Below are 16,175 nucleotides of genomic sequence, written 5' to 3'. Positions count from 1 at the left end.
ACGAAAGGTCCCCGCGTGCGATCAGGGTCAGGACTTGTTGATCTCGGTCACCGGGTGCTTGTACGGGAGGTCCTCCGACGGCAGCGGGAACGTCACCGTGCCGAACGGGGAGAGCGCACCCTGCAGGTCACTGGTCAGTTCGGTGACGGGGTGACCGCCGTCCGGGCCATCCGGCCAGTGCGGGTCGACCCGTTCAGGGCGTCCTTTCGCCACGTTCTCCTCCTCGGTGGTGCCTGCTGACGGGCACAAGTGTGACAGAGCACGATGTGTTCTCCGGCGACCCATATACCGTGGTGAGAATGTCCGGCATCACACTCGCCGACTGGCTGCGCGCCCAGGACGACGTTGCTCTCGTCGCGCTGCTGCGCGCGCGCCCCGATCTGGCAACGCCCCCACCTGCCGATATGTCCGTGCTCGCGACACGGGTCGGCACCAGGGCGTCGATCGCGCGTGCCTGCGAGGACCTCGACACCTTCACGCTGACCGTGCTGGAAGCCCTGGTCGTGCAGGGTGCGGACGCCGGGCCCGTGGCGTTGCCCACACTCGCGCAGATCCTCGGGCCGGACGTGAAGCCCAGGCCGCTCAAGCAGGCGGTCGCGAGACTGAGGTCCCTCGCCCTCGCCTGGGGCGACGACGACGCGCTGTCGATCCCTCCCCTCACCCGCGAGGCGTTCGGCTCCTATCCGGGTGGCCTGGGCCGCGGAACCGGGCAGACCTACGACCTCACCGGCATCACCGAGGGCGAGCAGCGGGTCCTGCAGAAGCTCGCCGCCGGACCGCCCATCGGCGACACCAAGGACGCCTCCCGCGTCGTGCCGCTCGACAAGGCCGAGACGCCCGTGCAACGGCTGCTCGCCCGCGGTCTGCTGCTGCGGCGCGATCCCGGCACGGTCGAACTGCCGCGGGAGATCGGCCTCGAACTGCGCGGCGACCGCCCTCTCGGCCCGATCCAGGTCACCGAGCCGAAGCCGAGGACCACCGCGCTCCAGCAGAGCAGCGTCGACGCCACCGGCGCGGGTGAGGCCCTGGAGCTCGTCCGGCACGCCGAGAACCTCATCGCGAGCTGGTCGGCCGAACCGGCGCCGGTGCTGCGGACGGGCGGTCTGGGCGTCCGCGAGCTGCGCAAGGCCGCCAAGGACCTCGACGTCGACGAACGCCGGGCAGCCCTGCTGATCGAGCTCGTGGTCGGCGCGGACCTGGCCGCGAACACCGAGGCCGCGGAACCCGAGTGGGTGCCGACGACCAAGGCCGACGTCTGGCTCGCCGCGACCACCGAGGTCCGCTGGGCCACGCTCGCGCACGCCTGGCTCGACCTGCCGCGGCTACCCGCGCTGATCGGCCGCCGCGACGAGAAGGACAAGCTCTTCAACCCGCTCGCGGACGAGATCCGCCGCGCCCAGGCCCCGCGCGACCGGCGGTGGATCCTGGAGACGCTCGGCGCGTACCCCAAGGGCACCGCGTTCTCGACTCCCGCCGACCTGGCCCTCCTGCTCGGCTGGCGCGCACCGCGCCGGGGCGGCAGGCAGCGCGACGAACTGGTGCGCTGGACGGTCGAGGAGGGCACCGCGGTCGGCGTGCTCGCCCTCGGCGCGATCACCAGCGCGGGCCGCGTGCTGCTCGACGAGGGCCCCGGCCACGCCGCGAAGTCCCTCGGTGACGCCCTGCCCGCGCCCCTGGACCACGTGCTGGTGCAGGCCGACCTCACCGTCGTCGCCCCCGGCCGTCTCGAACCGGAACTCGCGGACGAGCTGGCACTGGTCGCGAACGTCGAGTCGGCCGGCGGCGCCACGGTCTACCGGATCAGCGAGGCCACCGTGCGCCGGGCCTTCGACGCCGGACGCACCGCCGACGAGCTGCAGGAACTCTTCAAGACCCGCTCGCGCACGCCCGTCCCGCAGTCGCTGACCTACCTGATCGACGACGCCGCGCGCCGCCACGGCAGGTTGCGCGGCGGGGCGGCGGGTTCGTTCCTGCGCTGCGACGACCCGGTGCTGATCAGCGAGGTCCTCGCGCACCCCGAGGCGGCGCGGCTGGAGCTGCGGCGGATCGCCCCGACCGTGCTCGTCAGCCCGTTGCCGCTGGCGGACGTGCTGGACGGGCTGCGCTCGGCGGGGTTCGCCCCGGCTGCGGAGGGCCCGGACGGCCAGGTCCTCGACCTGCGGCCGGGCGGCCGCCGGACCACGCCGAGGCAGCGCGGTGCCCGCAAACCGGTGTCACCCGCCGTGCACCCCGACGAGCGGCTGGGTGAACTCGTCCGGCTGGTCCGAGCCGGTGATCGCGCCGCGGCGACACCAAGGGGTGAACGGATCGCCGTTCCCGGGCACCTCGGCGCCGGCCCGTCCGCCACCCTGTCGTTGCTCCAGCAGGCTGCGCGGGCGCGCCGCAGGGTCCTCGTCGGATTCGTCGACTCCCACGGCACGGCGGCACAGCGCGTGATCGAGCCGCACGTCGTAGGGGGTGGCGTGCTGGAAGGCTACGACCACAGCTACGGAGAGGTGCTCAGGTTCCCTCTCCATCGCGTCACGTCCGCCGCTTTGGTGGACGAGGACTGACGGTCGGTCACCCCCCGATGGAGAACGGCAACCACCCTTCAGTGGGCGTTGCGCGACCTAGCGTCGATTGACGTGGACGTACCCGAGACACGTTCATCGACCTAGGAGGTTCGACAAATGGTCAGCACCCGGCCGGCGATCCAAGTCGCCGCCACCCTCACAGCCCTGGCCCTCGCCTTGCCGTTCTCGTCCGGCACGGCGGCGGCTGCTCCGATCACCCAGGACGACAACGCCGCCCACGTCCGGCTGGACTCCGCCCCCAAGACCGATGACATCGGCCTCGGCATCGGCCTCGGGATCTCCACCGGACACCACTGGCACGACTGGTACGACTGGGACGACGACGACTGGGATGACGACGACGACTGGGACGACGACTGGCACCACGGTCATCACGACGGCCTCTTCATCGGCATCGGCGTCGGCCTGCACATCGGCTGACGGCGGCGAAGAACGGCGAAGGGACGACCGCTTGGACGGACAACCGAGTTGAATCAGCACACGACGACGAGGCGAGCGCCGTTCCCGAAGGTGGCGCTCGCCTCGTTCCGTCTTGCGTGCGGTCGTACTCCGGCGGAAGGAGTTCAGCCCGCGCGGACGGACATCCACTGGCGCATCGCGTGCTCCACCAGCGTGATGAGCGTCTGCTTCGTCGACTGCCGGTTGCGCGCGTCGCACGTCACGATCGGCACCGACTCGTCGATCGTCAGCGCTTCGCGCACGTCCTCCAGCCTGTGGTGGAGGAGGCCGTCGAAGCAGTTGACGCCGACGACGTACGGCAGCTGCCGGTCGTCGAAGAAGTCGATCGAGGCGAAAGCGTCGGCCAGGCGGCGGGTGTCGACCAGCACGATGGCGCCGATGGCACCACGCACGAGGTCGTCCCACATGAACCAGAACCGGTGCTGACCCGGTGTACCGAAGAGGTACAGGATCAGGTCGCTGTCGAGCGACACACGGCCGAAGTCCATCGCGACGGTCGTGGTGACCTTGTTGGGCGTGGCGGAGAGGTCGTCCACCCCCGCGCTGGCCTCGGTCATCACCGCCTCGGTGGTCAACGGGACGATCTCGGACACCGAGCCGACGAACGTCGTTTTGCCCACACCGAAGCCACCCGCCACCACGATCTTGGCAGACGTCGTCGGCTTCCGTGCGCCCTCGGCGCCCTGGGGACTAGAGCTTGCGAAGCCCACTGAGCACCCTCTCCAGGAATTCCATGGAAGGCCGGTCCCCCACGACCAGACCGCCCTGGTGAATCAAAACCAAACCCATGCTTGCCATGTCGCCGATCAACACCCGCACGACGCCAAGTGGCAAGCGTAGGAGTGCCGCGACCTCGGCCACCGACCGCGTGTCCACACACAACCCGCAGATCGACCTGTGCTCGGGAAGTACTGCGGCATCCCGTTCGAGGCCCTTTTCGCTGGTCGAAATCAGCGCCTCGATAGCAAGGTCGTAGTCGGGCCGTGTGCGTCCACCGGTGCGTGTGTAAGGCCGCACCAGTGAACCCGAGTCCGCAGAAGCATTCTCCTCCGGACGCACTTGAGGCTGCGCACCGGTGCTGTACGCCGGTTGGCCACCAGTGCTGTAGACCGGATGCGGACCGGTCGTGTACGGCAGTTGCTCCGGCACCGCTTCCGGCATCTCGTGCTGGCCGAAGAGGTCCGCGCCGGGGCCGCCGAACAACCCGGAGCCGTATCCGTCTATGTCGAACCGGTTCGGCACGTCGTCGTACGGATACGACGACGAGTCGTCCACCTCACGCTGAGACATATCGCCTAGCCCTTGCCCTGTAACCCGCTCATCGTGGGGCGCGTCCTCGGTTTCCTCTGGTTCTTGGGGTATCGCGTCAGGCTCGTCGAACTGGAACCCACCAGAAGCCCACTCCTGGTAGTTGAAGTTCCTACCGAAGCCTCGGCCTCTAGCGCCAGATCTACCAGCCATTTGTTCTCACCCCTGAACTTCAGATGAGGTCTAGCGACGGACCACGCCCTGAAGCTGCGCGCGCAGCTCAGGGGTGAGTTGTTGACCGACTCTCTCCACCAACAGCGTCATCTCGTAGGCCACGAGGCCGATGTCGCAGTTGGGTGCCGCCAGGACGGCAAGGCAAGAACCGTCACTGATCGACATGAGGAACAGGTAGCCCCGCTCCATCTCGACGACCGTCTGGTTGACCCCGCCTGCTTCGAAGCAGCGGGCAGCACCCTGGGTGAGGCTGACCAGTCCGGACGCGACTGCGGACAGCTGCTCTGCACGGTCCCGGGGCAGGCCCTGGGATCCCGCGAGCAACAGCCCGTCCGCGGACACCACAACGGAATGTGCCACTCCGGGCACCCTCCGCACGAAGTCGGTGATAAGCCAACCAAAGCTGCCTGGCTGCGCTGCGGTCGTCACTCCTGCTCCTCGTTCTGCCGGCTCGATTGGTCACCAGCGTATGCCTCGATCAATGCGTGCCGGCCTCGCTTGACACCACTCTGCAGGCTCGACATCCGTCCGCGCACCGCGTCAGCGGTACGGGGCGGCAGCGGCGGGCGCTGTGCTGTCTGCGACAGGGACTGCTGCTTGGGTGCTGCAGATCCTGGCACGAGCTGAGCCTTCGGTGTCCGTTTCGGCAGTCCTGCCGTGGTCTTCGTCTCCGGCGTCTTGTTCAACAACGCCTGAGCCGCGTGCCATCCCTCATCGGCAGGCGATTGCCAAGCCGACTCGGAAGTGGGTGCCGCCGCTGGAGTCTCCTCCACAACGGGCTCGGGTTCCACAACTCGCTCCTGCTCGGCGGGTGCGGGTACTTCCTCAGCCGCCGGCTGGACCTTCGAGCGCGGCGTGCGCACCGGAAGACCAGCGGCCGACGTGGTGGTGGGTGCCACCGCCGGTACAGGCTTGCGGGATCGGGTCGGCAGCTCCGGTTCGGGCCCGTCCGAGAGCGGCGGGATCGTCGGGGGCTCGTCGATGTACTCGACAGAGCCCTTGTCCGTCCCGCCGAGCCTCGACTCGACGTGTCCGTTGGTGGCGGCCGGTGCGTCGTCCTCAGCGGTCGCACGGACCGGCTGAGCCGTCGACGCGGACGTCTCGCTGCCCACGGCCTGGAACCACTGCGACAGGACGGCCTCGTAGATCGGAAGGCGTTCGGTCGGGGCGTCCAGGTCGTGCTCGATCTTCTTGCGCGAGGCTTCCGAGGTCCCGTTGCGGTGACCCATCCCGATGTCGAGACGACCCTCGTCGGCCGAGGCGCGCGAGATGCCGTTGGACGAGGCGGGCTCGTCCTCGATCGGCGGGATCGGCACGAACTGGGTGGTCTCGTAGCCGGGCTCGAAGGAGATCTCGCCGGCCTCTTCGTTGCGGTCCTCGTAGGCCGTGAAGAGGGTGGGCTCGCCGAACGAGCCCTCCGGCTCGACCGCCGCGAGCTGGTCGCGGCGCCACCGCTCGGACGGCGTCACGTCCTCGATCGGCGGGTCGCTGTAGACCGGGATCGCCGTCGCGCCCGCACCGGTGTCGGTGATCGAGCTGGGCACGAAGTTGACCGGGATGCCCGGGTTGCTCGGGCTCGACTCGTCGATCCGCGGCGTGACACCGGTGGCACCGCCGAAGGCGCCGGCGATGCCGCTGGCCCTGACCGCGGTGGTGCCGATCTCCGTCGTGTGCTCGGACTGCGGCATCGGCGGCGCCGGCATCGCCGGTGCCGGCGAGGACGGCGACATGCCGAACGCGGAGGCCAGCGAGCCGGAACCGGACGGCGGGGTCGAGACGGGTGCCTGGCCGGGGATCGCGGTGAGCGTCTCCGGCACGATCACCAGCGCCGTCGTGCCGCCCTCGATGTCCTCGTTGCCGCGCAGGCGGACCTTGATGTCGTGGCGCTTGGCGAGCCGCGCGACCACGTACAGGCCCATTCGGCGGGAGACGGCGACGTCGACGTCCGGCGGGTCGGCCAGCCGCTCGTTGGCGTCGATGATCTCCTGCTCGCCCATGCCCACGCCGCGGTCCTGGATCTCGATCGCCAGCTCGCCCTTGCGGGTCTTGGCCGTGCGAACGGTGACCTTGGTGACCGGGTCGGAGAACGCCGTGGCGTTGTCCAGCAGCTCGGCGATGAGGTGCACGAGGTCGTTGACCGCGCGGCCCTGGACCGTGAGGTCCGGGGTCTGACCGACCTGCACGCGGGCGTACTGCTCGACCTCGGAGACCGCGGCGCCGAGGACCTCGGCGGCCGGGACGGGCCGGGTCAGGCGCCGCGAGAGGTCCGTACCCGAGAGGACCAGCAGGTTCTCCGAGTTGCGGCGCATGCGGGTCGCGAGGTGGTCCAGCTCGAACAGCGAGGCCAGCTGGTCCGGGTCCTGCTCGTCCTGCTCCAGCCGGTCGATCAGGTTCAGCTGGCGTTCGACCAGGGCCTGCGACCTGCGGGACAGGTTGACGAACATCGCGTTGACGTTGTCACGCAGGAGGGCCTGCTGGGCGGCCAGTCGCACCGCTTCACCGTGCACCGCGTCGAACGCGCGCGCCACCTGACCGATCTCTTCCCGCGTGTGCACCGGCACCGGTTCGACGGCCGTCTTGGCCGCGTTCTCCGGGTTGGGGTCCGCGAGGATCCGCTCGACCGCGTCGGGGAGACCGTGGTCGGCGACGTCGAGGGCCGTGCGGCGCAGCGTGCGCAGCGGGTTGAGGATCGAGCGGGCGACGAACAGCGCCATCAGCAGCGCGAGCGCGAGGATCACGAGCACGATGCCGGACTCGATGTACGCCCTGGTGCGCGTGTCGCCGGCCAGGTCGTCGGTCTTGGTCTGCAGCTGCTCGACCAGCAGGTTCTCGACGTCACGGGTCAGGTTGACCGTCAGCGTGGCGGCGATGTCCCACTTCTCGGGCGTGACCTGCGTGAAGTCCTTCTGGCCCGCCTGCTGGTTGATCGCCGATTCCTGCATGTCGTTCGCGTTGTCGACGATGAGGCCGGTGACGGTGTCGTCGTAGATCTTGGCCTGCTCGGGCGTCGCGGACTTGCGGAAGTCGTTGCGGGCCGCTTCGAGCTCGGCGTCCGCCGCCTGCAGGGAACGCAGCTGGGACGGCGTGAACGCCTTGCGCTGGAAGACGTCCAGGAGGATCGCCCGCTTGAGCGACTCCTGCTCCTTGATGCGCGCGATGGCGTTCGTGGTCAGGTGCAGTCGCACCAGTTCCGGGTCGTTGATCTCGGAGATCGTCTGCTCACCGAGGCCGATGAGCGTCTCGATGGACTCCGAGTAGGTGCGCTGGACGGCCTCGGCGGGGTACTGCGTGTCGCGCACCGAGTTGCGGAGGCTGTTCAGGCGGTCGAGCTGCTTGGCCGCGACCTGGAAGCGCTCGACGGCGGCCGAGTTCAGGTCGGAGCTGAGCTCGGCGATCCTGTTGCTGAACGCCTCGCTGGTGTCGTTCACGCGGCGCAGCTGCCGTTCGAGAACGACCCTGTCGACCTTCTTGTTCGACGCGACGTAGCTGACCGACAGGTCGCGTTCGCGCTGCAGCTGCTGCACCAGGTCCGCGACCGCGGTCTCGAGGCGGATCTGGTTCGCGAGGTTGTTGAACTCCGTCGCGGCCTGGAGGTCGCCGCGGACTCGCAGACCACCCAGGGCGAGCGCACAGACCGTCGGGATGAGCAGAACGGCGAGCAGCTTCGTGCGCAACCGCCAGTTGCGCAGGCGCCAGCCCGCGGATCGGGTAGATCCCGAACCGGGTCCGGCACCGGTGTCGTGCTTCACCGGGTCCGGTGTCACGTTCATCGGTCCGTTACCCAGCGCAGCCAGTCCGTCACCCGATTCGGGCCTTTCGGAGCGTGTGGTGTCACCCACGCCAAACTGGCTGGGACCTCTCTCACGTCGGGCCACTCTGGGCTTCCTCTTCCAGCAGCAGTGTCCCGGTCTCTCCCCAGGACCGAGCATGGACTCGTCAAACGGGCCGAATTGCAGCACAGGGGTTGTTCGCCCGGTGAGGCGCCCTACCCCGTCTGAAGACACGTCGGTCTACTACGACCTGTGCCACCCGAGCCGGAAGGGTAATGGTCACCCCCTCCCTGGGGGAAGTCTCCAGAAGCACTCACCGTATCGAGATGGGGTGTCGTTTCATACGTTCAGGTGGTTAACATCCCCGGATGTCGGCACACCCCACGTCCGTCCGAACTCGCAGTTCGGACTGCGGACGCCCTGGTCTGTGGCGACGCTCACTGATCAATTCGAAGCTACCCAAGCCCTACCGGCGAGAGGTGCCATGGCTACCCGAGCCAAAGCTCTGCGGCTTGCTGCAGTGCTCATCACGTGTGTTCTGACCGCGAGCTGCGGCCTGTTCGGAAGCTCCTCGAACGGCGGCAACGCGGACGTGGAGCGCAACGTCATCCGCATCGGCGTGCTGCCGGTCGTCGACGTGGCCCCGTTGCGGATCGCGCTGACCGAGAAGCTGTTCGAGAAGGCAGGTCTGCAGGTCAGCCTGGTCAACCAGCCCAGCGAGGCAGAGGCCATCAAGCAGCTGGACACCACGCTCGACCTCACGTGGGCGACGCACGTCAGCCTCTTCCGCGCGGTTGCCGAGGGCACCGAGCTGCAGCTGCAGGGTGAGGCCTACCAGGCCGGCCCGAACTCGATGGCGCTGGTCACGTCGGCCTCGTCGGACTACGACGACCCCGGCAAGAAGCCGCAGCCGACGATCGCCGTGAACAGCGAGACCGACATCGGCGCGCTGACCACGCGTGCCGTGCTGGACACCGCCGCGGTCGAGAAGCAGAAGATCAAGTTCAAGCCGATGGCGTTCGCCGACATGGAGGCCGCGCTCACGGCCGGCCAGGTCGACGCGGCGTTCATGATCGAGCCCTTCATCACGAAGGCGCAGCGCAAGATCGGCGCGAAGATCGTCACCGACACCGCCCGCGGCCCGACACTGGACTTCCCGATGTCCGGCTACGCGTCGTCGAAGAAGTTCGCCGAGGCGAACCCGAAGACGCTGAAGGTGTTCCGGGAGGTGCTGCGCGAGGCGCAGCAGCGCGCGCAGGCCAACAAGCTCGCCGTGCAGGACTCGCTGACCGGCTACGCCGACGTCGACGCACCGACCGCGGCCCTCGTGTCGGTCGGCACGTTCCCGTTGTCGCTGAACCCGATCCGGCTCCAGCGCGTCGCCGACATGATGGACACCGAGGACGTGCTTTCCGGGCGTCTGGACGTGCAGCAGCTGCTGCCGCCCGGCACGACGAATTAGTTGTTTCGTGGCATGAGAAATGGCGGACCGGAGAACCGGCCCGCCATTTTTCGTGCGGTCACTGGCCGCCGGCGGCCGAGATGCAGTAGGTGATGCCCGGAGCGGGTTCCGCGTAGGTGATGGCCTTCGCCTCACCGCAGTCCGCGGTGGCCGCCCGGACGACCTTCTCGACCTTCATGACCTGCTGGACGGCGAACTCGTTGTTGCCCTTGGAACAGTCGACGGGCTTCATGCCCTCCATGTTCATCTTCACGAGTTCTTCCTCGTAGCACTTGCCCTCTTCGAGCTTCTCGACGAGGCAGAGCTTCAGCGACGAGCTGCGCCGGCCGGACTCGGTGTACTCGGCGTACTCGTCGCTCGGGCACGCCTCCGTCGTGGACTTCATGGCCTTGGCGATGAAGTAGTTCGCCTCAGCCGAGGAGCAGTCGACCTTCTTGTACTTCGGGCTGAACGTGGTGCCCGTGACGCTCGCGCAGTCGCCCGGCTTGGCCGACGGCTCGGTGATGGCGTTCAGGCCGCCGCTGATCAGGAACTTCACCAGGAAGCCGACGCCGACGAGCACGACGATGGTGACGATCGACCCGATGATCTTGCCGGCGCCGCTCTTCTTCGGCGGCGGGCCGTAGGGCATCGGCTGGCCCAGGGGCTGGCCGTACGGGCCCGGCTGCTGGGCGTACGGGTCGCCGGGCTGACCGGGCTGACCGGGCTGTCCTGGCTGGCCGTAGGGCTGACCGGGCTGGCCGGGGTAGCCCTGCTGGGGCGGTTGACCGTACGGGTTCGGCTGGCCGGGCTGCTGGCCGTACGGCTGCTGCGGCTGCCCACCGGGAGGCGGTCCGTAAGGGCCTGGCTGCTGGGGGTGGTTGGGGTCGGTCACTGGATTCCTCTCGGATGAGTCACGCGAAAGACAGCGAAACCGGAGCCGCGGGACACGGCTCCGGTTTCGCTGGATCAAGCCTGTTAGGCGGGTGCGCCGATGCAGTAGTGCAGCTTCGCCTCGGGGAAGGACCGCGGGTCCGCACCCTCCGCGCACTGCGGAGCGGCGTCCTTGGCGACCTTGGTCACCTTGAAGCTGGCCGACGCGGTGCACTCGACGGCCTTCGCGCCGACGTCGCCGGTGTTCTCGGCGTAGCACTTGCCCTCGGAGAAGAGCGGCGCGAGGCACAGCTTCGTCTTCGGGCCGCGGCGCTGCGACTGGGTGTACTCGGCGTAGCCCTCGCCGCACACCTCGCTCGTGCCGCCGGCCTTGCCGACCGTGTAGTTCGCCTCGGCGGCGCCGCAGTCGACCGGCTTGTACTCGGGCTTGGTCGACGTGCCGGAGACGACGGCGCAGTCGCCGGCCTTCGCCTGCGCGGCGTCGTTGGTGAAGTAGTTGAACGCGTAGAACGCGCCGCCGACGACGATCAGGACGACGACGTAGGTCAAGATCCGCTTGCCGACGCTCGTCTTCTTCGGCGCGGGCTCCTGTGCGGGCTCCGGCGCAGACGCGGGCGAAGCGGATTCAGTCGTGCTCATGCGGTTCTCTCATTTCCCAATACCCCAGATGGCCCATGCCCCCCGACACAGCCGGAGCAGACAGTGCCATGTGGCGCAGGAAAGCGCTTGGGCTTTACGGAAACGTTACGGCCGCTTGGATCACATGGGTGGTCGCGGTGCAGCAGGTCCGCTGACGCGGTCCTCCCCCGCGGGGACGAGCTACTGCTTCTGGCCGCCGCGTTCCAGGCAGAAGGTGACCGCGGGTTCCGGGAAGACCGCCGCGCGCGAGTTCCCGCAGGCGGCGCGGTCGGCCTTGCCGCTGAACACCTTGGCGACCTTCACCGAGTCCTTCGTGGAGCAGTCGACCTTGGCGATGCCGCTCTCGGAGTCCTGGCCGTAGCAGGCGCCCTCGACGAAGTTCGGCATGAGGCACAGCGTGGCGTCGCCCGTGAACGTCGAGTAGTCCATGCCGCCGGACGGGCAGGCCTTCTCGTTCCAGTCCAGGACCTTGGCGATCTTGACGTTCGCCTGCTCGGAACCGCAGTCGAGTGCCTGGTAGGTCGGGTTGTCGAGGGCGCCGGAGATCCGCGCGCAGTCGCCCTCGCGTGCCGCCTTCGCCACGTCGCCGAGCTGGTTCAGGACGAACCCGCCGAGCAGCACGAGCGCGATGACAGCGGCAACACCCAGGCCGACCTTCTTCATGGCCTGGGTATCGGCGTCAGGCGGGGTTCAACTCAACCGGGTTCACCCGATCAGGATCATTCGTGAACACCCATGCAGTAGACGGAGGCCGGCTCGCTGAACCGCAGCTCGCTGGAGCCCTCGGGGCACACGGAGCCCTCCTCGGGCAGCCCGTCGACCTTCTTCACGATCTTCACCGGGGAGTCCTTGGTGCAGGCCTCCTTCTTGAAGGCGCCGTCGTCGCTCGACGTGTAGCAGTTGCCCTCGGCGAGGTTCGGCATCAGGCACATCGACTTGCCGCCGCCGGACGACATCTGCTCGTAGATGCCCTCCGCGGGGCACTGGTCCTCGGCGTTGGCCAGGACCGCGGCGACCCGGTGCGTCGCGGCGGCGTCGTCGCAGCTCTTCGACGAGATGTCCCAGTCACCGTCGGGCTTGTCCACGTCCTTGGGCGAGGCGCTCACGCAGTCGCCGACGCCGGTGCTGTTGAGCGCTGTCAGCGCCCACACGCCGCCGCCGACGAGCACGACCGCCAGCACACCGACGATGACGAACTTCAGCCAGCTGTTCTTGGGCGACTCGTCGGTCTCCGCGGGTTCCGGGGTCACCACGGCCGGCGGCTCGACGGGATCGGTCGACTCGGTGCTCATGGGCGAGAACGTACGACACGGCATGTTGGCTTCGTGTGTCGCCTCACAGTTGTCGTCACCAGTTGACGCAGGTCGAACGCATTTGGCGTCGTCAGGGAGACTTGTCGGCGTGACCGATGGCCCATTGATCGTCCAGTCGGACAAGACGCTGCTGCTCGAGGTCGACCACCCGCTCGCCAACGACGCGCGCACGTCCATCGCGCCGTTCGCCGAGCTGGAGCGGGCTCCGGAGCACGTGCACACCTATCGCGTGACGCCGCTGGCCTTGTGGAACGCGCGAGCGGCCGGGCACGACGCCGAGCAGGTGGTCGACGCGCTGGTGCGGTTCAGCCGCTACCCGGTGCCGCAGCCGCTGCTGGTGGACGTGGTCGACACCATGGGCCGGTTCGGGCGGCTGGTGCTGACCAACAGCCCCGCGCACGGCCTGGTCCTGCACTCCAACGACCGCGCGGTGCTCGAGGAGGTGCTCCGCAACAAGAAGATCGCGCCGATGTTCGGGGCCCGCATCGACGACGACACCGTCATCGTGCACCCGAGCGAGCGCGGGCGGCTCAAGCAGCTGCTGCTCAAGGTCGGGTGGCCGGCCGAGGACCACGCCGGGTACGTCGACGGCGAGGCGCACCGGATCGAGTTGGAGGAGAACGACTGGAAGCTGCGCGACTACCAGCGGATGGCCGCCCAGGCGTTCTGGGCCGGCGGGAGCGGCGTCGTCGTGCTGCCCTGCGGCGCGGGCAAGACGCTGGTCGGCGCGGCGGCGATGGCCGAGGCCCAGGCGACCACGCTGATCCTGGTCACGAACACCGTGGCCGGCCGGCAGTGGAAGCGGGAGCTGATCGCGCGCACCTCGCTCACCGAGGAGGAGATCGGCGAGTACTCGGGTGAGCGCAAGGAGATCCGGCCGGTCACGATCGCGACCTACCAGGTGATCACCCGCAAGTCGAAGGGCGAGTACAAGCACCTCGACCTGTTCGACTCGCGCGACTGGGGCCTGATCGTCTACGACGAGGTCCACCTGCTGCCCGCGCCGGTGTTCCGGATGACCGCTGACCTGCAGTCGCGCCGCCGTCTCGGACTCACCGCGACGCTGGTGCGCGAGGACGGCCAGGAAGGCGACGTCTTCTCGTTGATCGGGCCGAAGCGGTACGACGTGCCGTGGCGCGACATCGAGGCGCAGGGCTGGATCGCTCCCGCCGAGTGCACCGAGGTCCGCGTGACCCTCACGGACAACGAGCGGCTGCAGTACGCGACAGCGGAGCCGGAGGAGCGCTACAAGCTCTGCTCGACGGCCCGGACCAAGATCCCGGTGGTCAAGCGGGTGCTGGAGCAGCATCCCGGCGAGCCGACGCTCGTGATCGGTGCTTATCTGGACCAGCTCGACGAACTGGGCGAGGAGCTGGGGGCGCCGGTGATCAAGGGATCGACGAAGAACAAGGAACGCGAGGAGCTGTTCGACCAGTTCCGCAAGGGTGAGCTCCGGACCCTGGTGGTGTCCAAGGTCGCGAACTTCTCCATCGACCTGCCCGAGGCGTCCGTCGCCATCCAGGTGTCGGGCACGTTCGGGTCGCGGCAGGAGGAGGCCCAGCGCCTCGGCCGGATCCTGCGGCCCAAGGGCGACGGCAGGCAGGCGCACTTCTACTCGGTCGTCGCGCGCGACACGCTCGACACCGACTACGCCGCCCACCGGCAGCGGTTCCTGGCCGAGCAGGGCTACGCGTACAAGATCGTCGACGCGGACGACCTGGTCGGATGACGACCTGGTGGATGTGGAACCCGGCCGGGACCCCGCCAGTGCGGCGGTTCCGGTCGGAGGAAGCACTCGCCCGGTCGGCACCGGACACGCAGGTCGTCCGGTCCGCCGACTTCACCTGCCCCGCACAACGCCGCCGCGCCACCGCCGTGCGTTCGGACTTCCTGCGCGTGACCGGCGACCCGGTGCAGGTCGCCCTGGTCGAGCAACGGCTGTGGACGCTGCTCGTGGCGTTGCGCCGGGCCCAGCCCCTCCGCGACGCGCTGGCGAGCGCCGTGCCCAGGCCGGGCCGGGCGGCGCTGGTCGCGGAACCGTCGCGCGAGCTGGCCGAGTTCGACCGGCGCTTCGACCAGTTCGCCGACGCGCTGCGGGTTCTGGTCGCGGACCCGGCACCCGAGCAGCTACGCCACACCGCCGCTCTCGACTAGAGCCGGGATCTCGGCGACGGACCTCAACAGGTGCGTGTGCCGGACGGCGCCGAGTTCCTCGGCCGTCTGGCTGCCGCTGAGCACGCCGACGACGAACGCCGCGCCCGCGTTCGTGCCCGCCTGCAGGTCTCTCGTGGTGTCGCCGGCGGTCAGCACGCGCCGGACGTCCCGGACGCCGGTCAGCTCCATCGCCCGGTGGATCATGTAGGGCGCCGGACGACCGGCTTTCACGTCGTCCACGCAGACCACCGCGTCCAGCACGCCCTCGCGCCAGCCGAGCACGTCGAGCAGGCCGTCCACGACCGGGCGGTCGAAGCCGGTGGTCAGCGCGACCTTGACGCCGTTGCTCCGCAGACGTGCCAACGCTTCCGGCACACCGGCGATCGACGCAGGCGGCGTCTCGGCGTAGTACTTCGCGAGCCGCTCGTGGAAGTCCTGGAACTCGCCGTCCACTTCGGACTTGCCGAGCATCGACGAGATCGCCTCGTACTTGTCGGCGCCCATCCACTCGCCGACGTTCCGCGCTGATCCGCCGGCCGCGACCACGGTGTCCGCCAGCGCCTTGTAGACGAGTCCGTGCTCCTCCACCGTGGTGCCGGCGATGTCCAGCACCACCAGGTCGACCTTCATCGCGCCGTTCACGAGGCTCTCCAGTCCCGCAGCAGCGCCGGGTGCGCCTGCTGGGAGTTCTCGATCGAGAAGCTGACCATGTCCGGCCGGTAGCGGTCGTCCGAGTACTCGACCGGCCGTCCGTCCATTCCGGACGCCCGCCGCCGTTCCCGCAGAAGTGGCGCCCCCAGGGCGACTTCCAGCAACTCGCTGTCCTGCGCGTCGGCCGCGACGGCGTCGATCTGGTGCCGCGCCACGGTCATGTCGACGCCCTGCTCCCCCAGGTACGCGTAGAGCGAGCCGCTGTCGCAGTCGAAGTCGAACAGCAGCCGCCCCACCGGTTCCACGAACGTCGTGCGCTCCAGCATCGTCGGCCTGCCGTCGATCAGCCTCTGCCTGAGCAGTTGCACCACCGGCGTGCCCTCGTCGAGCTGCAGGGCGTCGGCGATGTCGGCGTCGGCAGGGCGGCGCGCGATCTCCAGAGTCCGTTGCCCCGGAACGTGTCCGAGGCCCGCGGCCCAGCTGGAGAACGACAGGAACGTCTCGAACGGCTGCGACAGCGTGTGCCGGCGCACCACCGCGGGCTTGCCGCGGCCGCCGCCGATCATGCCCTCGGCCCTGAGCGACGTCAGGGCCTGCCGGACCGGCGCGCGCGAGGCGTTCCACTGCGCGCCCAGCTGCGACTCGGACGGCACAGGATCTCCGACGGCCAGCTCACCGGAGGCGATGCGGCGCCGCAGGTCGGCCGCGATGCGCTCGTGCAGGGGCATCTCCATGACGCTGAGGATACATGTCATAACAAGTCTGAACTCCAAGTGAACACATCAGAACACCCATTGCC

Annotated in this window: 16 protein-coding genes; 5 read left to right on the top strand and 11 right to left on the bottom strand. The window is 69.0% G+C overall.

Translation table 11 applies throughout. The features are described 5' to 3' along the window. Positions 1–27 precede the first annotated feature (27 nt). Positions 28–213, bottom strand: a complete 186-nt coding sequence (locus AB0M48_RS24175; protein ID WP_363845930.1) for a hypothetical protein — start codon at positions 211–213, stop codon at positions 28–30. A gap of 86 nt (positions 214–299) precedes the next feature. Between AB0M48_RS24175 and AB0M48_RS24170 the strand changes: the two genes are divergently transcribed. Further along, a complete protein-coding gene (locus AB0M48_RS24170; protein WP_363845928.1) occupies positions 300–2,552 on the top strand; it encodes a helicase-associated domain-containing protein in 2,253 nt (750 codons plus the stop codon). A gap of 117 nt (positions 2,553–2,669) precedes the next feature. Beyond that, on the top strand, positions 2,670–2,993 hold the full coding sequence (locus tag AB0M48_RS24165) for a hypothetical protein (protein ID WP_363845926.1): 324 nt from the start codon (positions 2,670–2,672) through the stop codon (positions 2,991–2,993). 143 nt (positions 2,994–3,136) lie between these two features. On the opposite strand, the gene AB0M48_RS24160 is transcribed toward AB0M48_RS24165, so the two are convergent. The 4 genes from AB0M48_RS24160 to AB0M48_RS24145 form a co-directional block, all read right to left on the bottom strand. Further along, entirely contained in the window at positions 3,137–3,742 is a 606-nt protein-coding gene (locus tag AB0M48_RS24160) for an ATP/GTP-binding protein (RefSeq protein ID WP_093605474.1), read from the bottom strand. Next, positions 3,723–4,307: a DUF742 domain-containing protein gene (locus tag AB0M48_RS24155; protein WP_245983028.1), complete on the bottom strand. Its 585-nt coding sequence runs from the start codon at positions 4,305–4,307 to the stop codon at positions 3,723–3,725. The genes AB0M48_RS24160 and AB0M48_RS24155 overlap by 20 nt, the downstream gene beginning before the upstream one ends. Positions 4,308–4,523: 216 nt before the next feature. Further along, a complete protein-coding gene (locus tag AB0M48_RS24150) occupies positions 4,524–4,943 on the bottom strand; it encodes a roadblock/LC7 domain-containing protein (protein ID WP_030470879.1) in 420 nt (139 codons plus the stop codon). Further along, the gene (locus AB0M48_RS24145) at positions 4,940–8,284 is read right to left on the bottom strand and encodes a nitrate- and nitrite sensing domain-containing protein (RefSeq protein ID WP_363845923.1); all 3,345 of its coding nucleotides are present in this window, start codon (positions 8,282–8,284) and stop codon (positions 4,940–4,942) included. Before AB0M48_RS24145 ends, AB0M48_RS24150 begins: the two co-directional genes overlap by 4 nt. 484 nt (positions 8,285–8,768) lie before the next feature. Between AB0M48_RS24145 and AB0M48_RS24140 the strand changes: the two genes are divergently transcribed. Beyond that, a complete protein-coding gene (locus AB0M48_RS24140) occupies positions 8,769–9,746 on the top strand; it encodes an ABC transporter substrate-binding protein (protein ID WP_363845921.1) in 978 nt (325 codons plus the stop codon). A gap of 58 nt (positions 9,747–9,804) precedes the next feature. Here the strand turns inward: AB0M48_RS24140 and AB0M48_RS24135 are convergent, their stop codons facing one another. The 4 genes from AB0M48_RS24135 to AB0M48_RS24120 form a co-directional block, all read right to left on the bottom strand. Next, a complete protein-coding gene (locus AB0M48_RS24135) occupies positions 9,805–10,620 on the bottom strand; it encodes a hypothetical protein (RefSeq protein WP_363845919.1) in 816 nt (271 codons plus the stop codon). 83 nt (positions 10,621–10,703) lie between these two features. Further along, complete coding sequence (locus tag AB0M48_RS24130; protein WP_363845917.1) at positions 10,704–11,258, bottom strand: hypothetical protein; 555 nt, start codon at positions 11,256–11,258, stop codon at positions 10,704–10,706. Between the two features lie 180 nt (positions 11,259–11,438). Next, positions 11,439–11,921, bottom strand: coding sequence for a hypothetical protein (locus tag AB0M48_RS24125; protein WP_363845915.1), 483 nt, complete (start codon positions 11,919–11,921; stop codon positions 11,439–11,441). A gap of 56 nt (positions 11,922–11,977) precedes the next feature. Further along, entirely contained in the window at positions 11,978–12,550 is a 573-nt protein-coding gene (locus AB0M48_RS24120; RefSeq protein ID WP_363845913.1) for a hypothetical protein, read from the bottom strand. Between the two features lie 109 nt (positions 12,551–12,659). Here AB0M48_RS24120 and AB0M48_RS24115 point away from each other — a divergent pair, with 109 nt between their 5' ends. After that, complete coding sequence (locus AB0M48_RS24115; RefSeq protein ID WP_363845911.1) at positions 12,660–14,300, top strand: DNA repair helicase XPB; 1,641 nt, start codon at positions 12,660–12,662, stop codon at positions 14,298–14,300. After that, a complete protein-coding gene (locus AB0M48_RS24110) occupies positions 14,297–14,725 on the top strand; it encodes a hypothetical protein (protein ID WP_363845909.1) in 429 nt (142 codons plus the stop codon). Before AB0M48_RS24115 ends, AB0M48_RS24110 begins: the two co-directional genes overlap by 4 nt. On the opposite strand, the gene AB0M48_RS24105 is transcribed toward AB0M48_RS24110, so the two are convergent. Together AB0M48_RS24105 and AB0M48_RS24100 are read right to left on the bottom strand one after the other, a co-directional pair. Then, complete coding sequence (locus AB0M48_RS24105; protein WP_363845907.1) at positions 14,699–15,367, bottom strand: phosphonatase-like hydrolase; 669 nt, start codon at positions 15,365–15,367, stop codon at positions 14,699–14,701. The two genes, AB0M48_RS24110 and AB0M48_RS24105, sit on opposite strands and share 27 nt — an antisense overlap. Next, the gene (locus tag AB0M48_RS24100; protein ID WP_363845905.1) at positions 15,364–16,110 is read right to left on the bottom strand and encodes a GntR family transcriptional regulator; all 747 of its coding nucleotides are present in this window, start codon (positions 16,108–16,110) and stop codon (positions 15,364–15,366) included. Before AB0M48_RS24100 ends, AB0M48_RS24105 begins: the two co-directional genes overlap by 4 nt. Positions 16,111–16,175: the final 65 nt, after the last annotated feature.

The sequence above is a fragment of the Lentzea sp. NPDC051208 genome, from assembly GCF_040682435.1.
Lineage (GTDB): Bacteria > Actinomycetota > Actinomycetes > Mycobacteriales > Pseudonocardiaceae > Lentzea > Lentzea kristufekii.
The sequence above is the reverse complement of the archived record's forward strand: the minus strand, read 5'-3'. Positions and strand labels throughout refer to the sequence as shown.

Coding starts and splice junctions, on each gene's coding strand:
- AB0M48_RS24170 (WP_363845928.1), top strand. CDS start 300: ATGTCCGGCATCACACTCGCCGACTGGCTGCGCGCCCAGGACGACGTT.
- AB0M48_RS24165 (WP_363845926.1), top strand. CDS start 2,670: ATGGTCAGCACCCGGCCGGCGATCCAAGTCGCCGCCACCCTCACAGCC.
- AB0M48_RS24145 (WP_363845923.1), bottom strand. CDS start 8,284: ATGAACGTGACACCGGACCCGGTGAAGCACGACACCGGTGCCGGACCC.
- AB0M48_RS24140 (WP_363845921.1), top strand. CDS start 8,769: ATGGCTACCCGAGCCAAAGCTCTGCGGCTTGCTGCAGTGCTCATCACG.
- AB0M48_RS24130 (WP_363845917.1), bottom strand. CDS start 11,258: ATGAGCACGACTGAATCCGCTTCGCCCGCGTCTGCGCCGGAGCCCGCA.
- AB0M48_RS24125 (WP_363845915.1), bottom strand. CDS start 11,921: ATGAAGAAGGTCGGCCTGGGTGTTGCCGCTGTCATCGCGCTCGTGCTG.
- AB0M48_RS24120 (WP_363845913.1), bottom strand. CDS start 12,550: ATGAGCACCGAGTCGACCGATCCCGTCGAGCCGCCGGCCGTGGTGACC.
- AB0M48_RS24110 (WP_363845909.1), top strand. CDS start 14,297: ATGACGACCTGGTGGATGTGGAACCCGGCCGGGACCCCGCCAGTGCGG.
- AB0M48_RS24100 (WP_363845905.1), bottom strand. CDS start 16,110: ATGGAGATGCCCCTGCACGAGCGCATCGCGGCCGACCTGCGGCGCCGC.